Here is an 8,529-nt window from a genome sequence, read left to right on the forward strand (position 1 = left end):
GCCATCGGGCTCAGCGCCCTGGCGACGGGGTGGGCCCAGTCGAGGATCGGTTCGGCGGGGGCGGGGACCATCGCCGAGAAGCCCGAGCTTACGGGGACGGTCATCATCATGCTCGCCATCCCCGAGACGATGGTGATCCTTGGCTTCGTCATAGCCGCCATGATCCTCTACCTGTAGGGATCCGTCATGGGGTATCGCGAACTGATCGACTCGCTGCGCCTTGGTGGGGAAGAAAAGGTGCAGGCGATCCGGCAGGCGACTTTAGCCGAGGCGGCCCGGATCGAGGCGGAGTGTTCGGCCCGGATTGAGGCGTTGCGGGACGAGTATGCAAAGCGGCAGCAGGCTGACCTGACCGCGCAGGCCGGAGATATCCTCGCCGGGGCCGAAATGGAGGGGGCCATGATCAGGCTGGAGGCGAGAAATGTGCTGGCCGGCCGGCTCTATGAGGTGGCGCGGGCTACCCTGGCGGAACTGCGGGATGAGGGGGGGGAGGAGCTTTTTACCGCCCTGGCGGCAGAACTCCTCCCTTGCCAATGGGAGACGGTCCGCGTCAACCCCGCAGATGAGGATCTGGCCAAAGCCCGTTTCCCGCAGGCGCGCATCGAGACCGACGGCGGCGTAGCCGGCGGCCTGGAGGTGGCCGCCGAGGGGGGAAGGATGCGGATCGACAATACCCTGGAGAAGCGGCTGGAGCGGGGGTGGCCGGAGCTCCTGCTGCGCCTGATGAACGCCATTGCAGGGGAGAGATGAGGCCATGGGACTCCTGCGCGATCTGGCAGACAGAGGGTATCCCCGGGAGTACCTCCTGGCGAGGATCAGGGGACGGCGGCGCTTCCTGATCGCCGATTGGCGCGCGCTGCTCGCCTCCCCCGACCCTCTTGCGGCCGGCGCCGCCCCCCATGGCCCCCTTCCCGGCAACGAAGCGGAGATCTGGAGCGGATCGCTGCGGGATTTCGCCTGGCTCTACGCACAGATGGATCGGGGAACACGGCTTTCTTTCGCCCCGCTCTTCCTCTACTTCGAGTTGCGTACAGTGGTCCTCTGTCTGCGGCAGCGGATGGCGGGAGACGGAGGGAAGTGCGCGCAACTGCTCCGCTTCACCCTCCTTTCACCGCAGATGCAAAGGGTGCTGCAGGCGGAGCATGATACGCCGGCGGCCGTAAGCGAACTGTCCGGCCTGTTCGCCGGCCTGGCGCAGCCGTTCAAGGGGCTGAGCCAGGCATACCGTGAGCACGGGGTGGCGGGCTTCGAGGAGCGGCTGGCGACCCTCTACCTGGAGCAGGTGGCGAATGGCCCGCTCCATCCGGTCCTCGGCGAATTCTTCCGCCGGCTCATCGATGTGCGAAACGCCATCACCCTCGCCAAGCACCGGCGCTGGAGGATCACGGCACCCCCCTGCTTCATCAAGGGGGGGAGCATCAAGGAGACGCTCTTTTTGGAGGCGGCCAGGGAGGCGGAGGGAGGCGCGGCGCAAGCCGTCCTGCTCCGGCTCTCCTGCACGCAGGCCGACCTCGCCGCCGGCAACCTGGAATCGATCCTTCTCGGCCGGCTCACCCGGCTGGTGCGCGGCATGGGGAGGGAACCGTCAGGGATCGGCTGTATCCTCCATCATCTGTGGCTAACCGCCATGCAGGCGCGGAACCTGAGCCTGTTCGTGCACGGCGCGCAAATCGGGCAGGACCTGCTCGACGGAGAACTGATCCGGTGAAAAACCTGGTTTTCATAACCCCGGCCGATGCGCGTCACGGATTCTCCCTGGCCGGCGCCCGGCAGCTCGTGGTAAGCGCCGCTGAGGCCGAGGCGACCTTGCGCCGGGTGCTGGCCGACCCGGACACCCGCGTCGCGGTGATCGACGAGCGGCTCCTGGCGGGGATCGCCGAAGAGCGCTTCCAGGAAATGGAAAAAAGGTGGTACGGCGTCCTCATCGTCCTCCCTGCCCCGGCAAAGGCCGGGGTGGAGCCGGCGGAAGACTACGCGCTGAGGCTGATCAGGAGGGCAATCGGCTACCACGTAAGGCTGCAACCTTGACAACCTGTCAGGACACAACCATGATCGGGCGCATTACGGGCATAACCGGACCGACGGTCACCATCGACTGCAAGGGGCTCAGACTTTGCGAAATGGTTCTGGTCGGCGAAGCGGAACTTACCGGCGAGGTGGTTCGGCTGGAAGAGGACCGGACGGTGGTCCAGGTGTTCGAGGACACACGGGGCCTGAGCGTCGGCGAGCCGGCCCGGGGAACCGGCCTGCCGCTCACCGTCCGGCTCGGGCCGGGGCTCCTTTCCACCATGTTTGACGGCTTGCAGCGGCCGCTGGAGCGGCTGCGCGACGCCGACGGCCCCTTTATCCGCTCCGGGCGGGCGCTCGCGCCGCTCGATGCTGAAAGGATCTGGCGCTTTTCCCCGTCACGCAGCAAAGGAGACCAGGTAGGGACCGACGAGGTCATCGGCCAGGTGGCGGAGGGGCCTTTTGCCCATCTGGTGACAGCCCCCCGTGCGGGGGTGCTGGAAAGGCTCGTCGACGGCGATTTCACCATCGATGAGCCGATCGGCCGTTACGCCGACGGGGGTGAGATCTTCGCCTGGCGGCAATGGCCGGTACGCCAGCCGCGCCCCTACCGGCGCAAGCTTTCCCCCACCCTGCCGCTCGTCACGGGGCAGCGCGTCATCGACTTCTTCTTCCCCATGGCGCGGGGCGGGACCACCATCTTCCCCGGCGGCTTCGGCACCGGCAAGACCATCCTGGAGCAGACCATCGCCAAGTACGCCGATGTGGACCTGGTGGTCTACGTCGGCTGCGGCGAGCGGGGCAACGAGATGGCCGAGCTCCTCGAGGAGTTCCGCACCCAGAACGACCGCTGGACCGGCACGGCGCTCCTGACGCGGACCATCGTCGTGGTCAACACCTCCAACATGCCGGTGGCTGCGCGGGAGGCTTCCATCTACACGGCGGTCACCATGGCCGAGTATTACCGGGACATGGGCTTCCACGTGCTGCTCCTGGCCGACAGCATTTCCCGGTGGGGGGAGGCGCTTCGGGAGATCTCCTCGTCGCTTGAGGAGATGCCGGGGGAGGAGGGGTACCCCACCTACCTCACCTCGCGGCTGGCGGCCTTCTTCGAACGGGCCGGCATGGTGGAGAGCATGTCCGGCAGGGTCGGCTCCCTCTCCATGATCCTCTCCGTTTCGCCTCCCGGAGGCGACTTCACCGAGCCGGTCACCCAGGCCTGCCTGAGGACGGCCGGAGTGTTCCTCATGCTCGACACCACCCTCGCCCACCGACGCCACTTTCCGGCCATCAACTGGTTCCAGAGCTACTCCCTTTACGGGGCGGGACTGGCGCGGCAATTCAGCGCCGAGGTCGCTCCCGGCTGGGCCGAGATGCAGCGGCGCTGCCGGGAGCTTTTGCAACGGGAGGAGGCGCTACGCGAGGTGGCGGAAATCGTCGGGGCGGAGGGGCTCCAGGACGCGGATCGGCTGCTGATGAACGCAACGGAGCGCATTCGCAACGAGTTCCTGTGCCAGAACGCCTACACCGATGACGCCTTTTCCTCGCCCGGGCAGACCGCGGCGCAGATCGACGCGCTCCTGAAGTTTTACGACCGGGCGCAGGAGAGGCTCAAGGAGGGAGCTCTGCTGGATGAGGTACTGGAAACATAGTCGTTGAGGGGTCAAGCCATGCGCCTTGCCGAGCACAGCTACCGCACCATCTCCTCCATCCGGGGGCCTCTGCTGTTCGTGGAACGGGTCTTCAACGCCCGCATAGGCGAGGTGGTGCGGGTCATCTATCCCGACGGCCACGCCATGGCGGGCGAGGTGCTGAAGATCGCGGGCCGGACCGTGCTGGTCCAGGTCTTCGGCGAGACGGCCGGCCTGGACATCGAATCGACGGTGGTCTTTACCGATGCGGTCCGGCAGGCCCCGCTCGCCCGGGAGATCGTCGGCCGGGCCTTCAACGGCTCCTTCCTTCCCATCGACGGGGCCCCCATGTTCATCCCGCAGCAGTGGGGGGCGGTGACCGGCTTTCCGCTCAACCCGACCGCGCGGGCCCGCCCCGAGGAGTTCATCGAGACAGGGTTCAGCGCCATCGATCTCCTGAACACGCTGGTCAAGGGGCAAAAGCTGCCGATTTTCTCCTGCGCCGGCCTTCCCTCCCGCGAGCTGGCGGCGGGCATCCTGCAAAACGCCCGGCTGGCGGGGGGCGGGGAGTTCGTGATGGTCTTCGTGGCGCTGGGTCTTACCCACCACGAGTACTCCTTCTACATGGAAGCGCTCCGGGAGATGCGGACCGGCTTCGTCGCCTTCGTCAACCGGGCCGACGAGCCGGTAGTGGAGAGGCTCCTCGCCCCGCGTTTCGGCCTGACCTGCGCCGAATACCTGGCCTTCAGCTGCGGCATGGACGTGCTGGTGCTGGTCACCGACATGACCAACTACTGCGACGCCCTGCGCGAGGTCTCCACGGCCCGGGAGGAGCTCCCCGGCCGGCGCGGTTATCCCGGCTACATGTATTCGGACCTGGCCTCGCTCTACGAGCGGGCCGGGCGGATCAGGGGGATGCCCGGCTCGGTCACCATGCTCCCCGTGGTTACCATGCCTGAAGACGACATCACCCATCCGATCCCGGACCTGACCGGCTACATCACCGAGGGGCAGATCGTCCTATCCCGGGAACTGCACCAGCAAGGGGTCTTTCCGCCGGTGGACGTCCTCCCCAGCCTCTCCCGGCTCATGCAGCGGGGGATCGGCGCAGGCCGGACGCGGGAGGACCACCGCAGCATCGCCAACCTCCTCTACCGGCACTATGCGAAGGGACGCGACCTGCGCCGGCTGGAGGCGATCGTCGGGCGGGAGGGGATGATCGCGGCAGACAGGGAGATGCTCGCCTTCGCCGGCTCCTTCGAGCGGGAACTCCTCAACCAGGGGACGGCCCGGCGGGAGATCGGCGCCAGCCTCGATGCGGGGGTCGCCCTGCTGCAACGTTTTTCACTGGAGACGGCATGATCCACCCGACCCGCACCAATCTGCTGCTGCTCAAGGACAAGGCCCGCTCGGTGACAGGGAGTGTCGGCATCCTCAAGGCGCGGCGTCTGGCGTTGATGCGGGAGTTCCTCGCCATGTCCGCCCCATTCCTGCGCTCGCGTGACGAAATCAAAACGGCCTATGCCCGGGCCTTGGTGGAGATGCACCTCTCGCTCGGCCACGAAGGTGAGGCATTCGTAGAGTCGCTGGAGCCGGTGACCGGAAGAGAACTCGGACTGGAGATCACCGAGCGCAGCGTCATGGGACTTCGCTATCGGGACGTCACCGTGCGGGAGGAACCGGTCAGGTCGGCGGAGGAACGGGGGTACGACTACCGCGCCACCACGCCCCACCTGGAAGAGGCCATCCATCTCTTCGAGAGCATCGTGGCGGAGATACTGGAGATAGCCGCGTTTGAAAGCAGGATGAAAAGGCTCGGCAACGAGATCCTGCGGGTTACCAGGCGGACCCGGGTGCTGGAGGAACGGGTACTGCCCGGCCTGCGCCGGGAGATAAGGAACATCGCCCAGTATATCGGCGAGCGGGACAGGGAATCGTACTACCGTTTGAAGCGGTTCAAGGAAATAGTAACGGGGTCGCAGCCAGCCCGCGTCCCCTCAAGCGAGCACTCTCTTCCTCCGGCCGATACGGGCCCCCTTCCCCTCTCACATTAAGGCTGCGTGCGACTTCGCGTATGCCCGCTCAATAATCGTCTGGTCATTATCTTCTGAAGCGTAGAGGAAGCAGTAAGACATCCCCCACTAGAGGTGGGGGTTATGGAGGCACAAAATCAACCTTTTGAACGTGTCAAGTCTGCGCCGACATCAAGTTTTGCGCCAGCAACCTTTCTTCATCACAACCAGTCCGAGAGATTCCAGTCACTGGGTATCTTGATGGTCATATCGCGATGTTCTGCTACCCTTGGTACATCCGCCTTATAAAAAGATCTTGAGTGTTAGCCCGTTACGAGGTCACCTAGATGAAAATCCGGTTTCTCCTGTTATCTGTAATAGCCATTTGCTTCTGCCTGGCCCGGAGATCCAGTGCCACGAAGTCTCTGCCACTGCAGACTGTGCCGCACGTTGATCTTTCCCGCTATGCCGGCCTATGGTACGAGATCGCCCGCTACCCCAACCGCTTCCAGAGGGGCTGCCTCGGGAGCACCGCGACCTATACCTTGAGAAAAGACGGCAAGGTGGAGGTAGTCAATAGCTGCCGCAATGAAAAGGACGGGTCGGTTCGGCAGGCAAGAGGGTTGGCCTGGGCGGTGGATGAAACCAATGCCCGTCTCAAGGTCTCCTTCTTCTGGCCCTTCCGTGGCGACTACTGGATCGTCGAAGTTGGAAGTGAGTACGACTACGCCCTTGTTGGGACGCCGGATCGAGAATACCTCTGGGTGTTGAGCCGGACACAGCGGATGGACGACACCCTCTACGGCCGGATCATCGAGCGTTTAAGGGACCATGGATTCGATCCGGCAAGGCTCATTCGGACGGTTGGATAGCAGCCATGGGCGATGGCAATGCAAGCCGGAGATCGAAAGGTAAAGGAGTACCGGATGCCACTGGAGAAGCTGGAGAGGCTGCAAACCATTCCCGCCACCCTCGAAGAGGCTTGGGACTTCTATTCCCGGCCGGACAACCTCGCCTCCATCATCCCGCCCTGGCTCGGCTTCCAGGTCACCTCCCCTCCAGAAGATACGATGTACGCAGGCATGATCATCACCTACACCATCAAACCGCTGCTTGGAGTACCGCTACAGTGGGTTACCGAGATCACCCACTGCCATGAACCTGCCTTCTTTGTAGACGACCAACGGATCGGACCCTACCGTTTCTGGCACCACCAGCACCTCTTCAGAAAGACGACGGAGGGGGTGGAGGTGCGGGATCTGGTGCATTATCAACTTCCCTTAGGCCTCTTCGGCTCGATCGCGTCGAGCTACGTAAGACGGCGACTGGAGACTATCTTCGATTATCGACACCAAGTCGTGCAGACGCAGTTCAGGAAGGTTGTCCCTCCTTGACCGACGACGGCTGCTTTTCATTTCTGGAAAAGAACAGGTCAGTGAGAGTAAAATGAGATGTGGCCGGTAAGGCATTCGCCGATGCGGAAAATCCGCGTCGCCTGACAGTGTGCTCTGCAGGAGGGCAAAGCAGGGAGCACCGGCGAGGGGGGAGAAGATGATGAAGCTAAAATCGGCCCGACCTTATGGAGTCGAACGTTTCCTAAAACGTCGAGGAGGTACAAGATGGCAAAAGAACTGCTGAAAGACAAGGAGTTCGATCTGGTTAGCGTCATTTACAACGCATCCCAGGCTGCCGACACCTGCCGCCAGTACATGAAGGACGCCCAGGGCGATCAGGAAGTCGAGAGATTCTTCAATAACGTAATCGATTCAAACTCGGAACTGGTGCAGAAAGGAAGGGACCTGCTGAAAAACCGGCTGCAGTAATGGCGGGTTCCGGAGAAGATATGAGCTAAGCTGAAAAAATCGCGCGAGTGAGAAAGAGACCGTAGGAGAAACAGCGAAGGTGGGGTCAGACCGAATGAGGGGATTGGCTTTTGAAGCTAATCCCTTTTAGCGTGTTCGGCCCTCTCTTTTTTTGCCTTCCGTAGAGAGATGGTCCGCGCCTCTTCAGCCAGTTTCAGGTACCCGCCCCGTATCTCCTCCAGTTCATTCTCGTCCAGTTCCTCCATGTTGAGAAGGGCGTTGTTGGCGGGCCCCATGGACCGGATGATCTCGTCCAGTTTCAGTTGCATCGCCGCCGAGTCACGGTTCTGGGTGTTCTGGATGATGAAGACCATGAGGAAGGTGATGATGGTGGTTCCGGTATTGATGACCAACTGCCAGGTGTCGCTGAAGCCGAAAAGCGGGCCGGTGATGCCCCAGCCGATGATGATGACGGCAGCAAGGATGAAGGCCCCAGGGTGGCCGCTGGTACGAGAGGCCCAGGTGGCAAATCGGGCAAAACGGGAGACTTTTTCATGGGCTGCCATGGTGATCCTCTAGATACGCCTGCAGGCAGGGCGATGAGGGCTGTTCATGCGGCTCTAATCAATAGTGTCCCTTTCCTCTCATTATCTCTCGATGTCCCCCGATGGCAACCCACGCCACTGCAACTTGTGCGCCCACCCTCCCTCTACTGCTGCCTCAGGTATTAACATGCAAGCTGCCGGTCTGAAACGAATTCCATGGCCTCTCCGGTGACGGGATCCCGGAACCGAGCCGACTTCGCGAGAAGTTGAAGCGGCTTCTCGAAGTCATCCTCACTTTTCGGTTGGAGATCAGGATAGTACCTGTCGTTCAGTATCCTGAAGCCAAGCCCGCTCATGTGAATTCGCAGCTGGTGGGTTTTCCCCGTCAGCGGGTTCAGGCTGAAGAGCGCGGTCCCAGCCCCCACCTCAAGGACCCTAATGACCGATCTGGCATTGGGCTCACCAGGACCAGCCTTCATCCTGAACCACGGCTCCCCTGAGACGATCCTGTTCTCGACGCGCCATTCCACCT

General features: G+C 62.9%; 12 protein-coding genes. 10 read left to right on the plus strand and 2 right to left on the minus strand.

Features of this window, described 5'->3' with window-relative positions:
• Nucleotides 1–3 precede the first annotated feature (3 nt).
• The 10 genes from AC11W3_RS02630 to AC11W3_RS02675 all read left to right on the plus strand — a co-directional run bounded on the left by AC11W3_RS02630 (nucleotide 4) and on the right by AC11W3_RS02675 (nucleotide 7,473).
• Complete coding sequence (locus AC11W3_RS02630) at nucleotides 4–177, plus strand: ATPase (RefSeq protein ID WP_484092436.1); 174 nt, start codon at nucleotides 4–6, stop codon at nucleotides 175–177.
• A 9-nt stretch (nucleotides 178–186) separates the two neighbouring features.
• The gene (locus AC11W3_RS02635; RefSeq protein WP_484092432.1) at nucleotides 187–750 is read left to right on the plus strand and encodes a V-type ATP synthase subunit E; all 564 of its coding nucleotides are present in this window, start codon (nucleotides 187–189) and stop codon (nucleotides 748–750) included.
• Nucleotides 751–754: 4 nt separating this feature from the next.
• Entirely contained in the window at nucleotides 755–1,708 is a 954-nt protein-coding gene (locus AC11W3_RS02640; protein ID WP_484092433.1) for a V-type ATPase subunit, read from the plus strand.
• Nucleotides 1,705–2,028 carry a V-type ATP synthase subunit F gene (locus tag AC11W3_RS02645; protein ID WP_484090624.1) on the plus strand — a complete coding sequence of 108 codons (324 nt, stop codon included), beginning with the start codon at nucleotides 1,705–1,707 and terminating at the stop codon, nucleotides 2,026–2,028. Before AC11W3_RS02640 ends, AC11W3_RS02645 begins: the two co-directional genes overlap by 4 nt.
• Before the next feature lie 20 nt (nucleotides 2,029–2,048).
• Nucleotides 2,049–3,659 carry a V-type ATP synthase subunit A gene (locus AC11W3_RS02650; protein WP_484092434.1) on the plus strand — a complete coding sequence of 537 codons (1,611 nt, stop codon included), beginning with the start codon at nucleotides 2,049–2,051 and terminating at the stop codon, nucleotides 3,657–3,659.
• Between the two features lie 18 nt (nucleotides 3,660–3,677).
• Nucleotides 3,678–5,000, plus strand: coding sequence for a V-type ATP synthase subunit B (locus tag AC11W3_RS02655; RefSeq protein ID WP_484090622.1), 1,323 nt, complete (start codon nucleotides 3,678–3,680; stop codon nucleotides 4,998–5,000).
• Nucleotides 4,997–5,692 (plus strand): V-type ATP synthase subunit D, encoded by a 696-nt coding sequence (locus AC11W3_RS02660; protein ID WP_484090621.1) that lies wholly within the window; start codon nucleotides 4,997–4,999, stop codon nucleotides 5,690–5,692. Before AC11W3_RS02655 ends, AC11W3_RS02660 begins: the two co-directional genes overlap by 4 nt.
• 305 nt (nucleotides 5,693–5,997) lie before the next feature.
• On the plus strand, nucleotides 5,998–6,522 hold the full coding sequence (locus AC11W3_RS02665; protein WP_484090620.1) for a lipocalin family protein: 525 nt from the start codon (nucleotides 5,998–6,000) through the stop codon (nucleotides 6,520–6,522).
• Between the two features lie 54 nt (nucleotides 6,523–6,576).
• A complete protein-coding gene (locus AC11W3_RS02670) occupies nucleotides 6,577–7,044 on the plus strand; it encodes an SRPBCC family protein (RefSeq protein ID WP_484090619.1) in 468 nt (155 codons plus the stop codon).
• Nucleotides 7,045–7,269: 225 nt separating this feature from the next.
• The gene (locus AC11W3_RS02675) at nucleotides 7,270–7,473 is read left to right on the plus strand and encodes a hypothetical protein (RefSeq protein WP_484090618.1); all 204 of its coding nucleotides are present in this window, start codon (nucleotides 7,270–7,272) and stop codon (nucleotides 7,471–7,473) included.
• A 116-nt stretch (nucleotides 7,474–7,589) separates the two neighbouring features.
• Here the strand turns inward: AC11W3_RS02675 and AC11W3_RS02680 are convergent, their stop codons facing one another.
• Both AC11W3_RS02680 and AC11W3_RS02685 read right to left on the minus strand, forming a co-directional pair.
• Nucleotides 7,590–8,018: a low affinity iron permease family protein gene (locus AC11W3_RS02680; RefSeq protein ID WP_484090617.1), complete on the minus strand. Its 429-nt coding sequence runs from the start codon at nucleotides 8,016–8,018 to the stop codon at nucleotides 7,590–7,592.
• Nucleotides 8,019–8,179: 161 nt separating this feature from the next.
• On the minus strand, nucleotides 8,180–8,529 hold a 350-nt coding region (locus AC11W3_RS02685), incomplete at its 5' end, for a pseudouridine synthase (protein WP_484092435.1).

The organism is Geomonas sp. (genome assembly GCF_056994735.1).

Bases quoted from the DNA above. Each gene is read 5' to 3' on its own strand.
- AC11W3_RS02650 (WP_484092434.1), top strand. From the start codon at position 2,049: ATGATCGGGCGCATTACGGGCATAACCGGACCGACGGTCACCATCGAC.
- AC11W3_RS02655 (WP_484090622.1), top strand. From the start codon at position 3,678: ATGCGCCTTGCCGAGCACAGCTACCGCACCATCTCCTCCATCCGGGGG.
- AC11W3_RS02680 (WP_484090617.1), bottom strand. From the start codon at position 8,018: ATGGCAGCCCATGAAAAAGTCTCCCGTTTTGCCCGATTTGCCACCTGG.
- AC11W3_RS02670 (WP_484090619.1), top strand. From the start codon at position 6,577: ATGCCACTGGAGAAGCTGGAGAGGCTGCAAACCATTCCCGCCACCCTC.
- AC11W3_RS02675 (WP_484090618.1), top strand. From the start codon at position 7,270: ATGGCAAAAGAACTGCTGAAAGACAAGGAGTTCGATCTGGTTAGCGTC.
- AC11W3_RS02640 (WP_484092433.1), top strand. From the start codon at position 755: ATGGGACTCCTGCGCGATCTGGCAGACAGAGGGTATCCCCGGGAGTAC.
- AC11W3_RS02660 (WP_484090621.1), top strand. From the start codon at position 4,997: ATGATCCACCCGACCCGCACCAATCTGCTGCTGCTCAAGGACAAGGCC.
- AC11W3_RS02635 (WP_484092432.1), top strand. From the start codon at position 187: ATGGGGTATCGCGAACTGATCGACTCGCTGCGCCTTGGTGGGGAAGAA.
- AC11W3_RS02665 (WP_484090620.1), top strand. From the start codon at position 5,998: ATGAAAATCCGGTTTCTCCTGTTATCTGTAATAGCCATTTGCTTCTGC.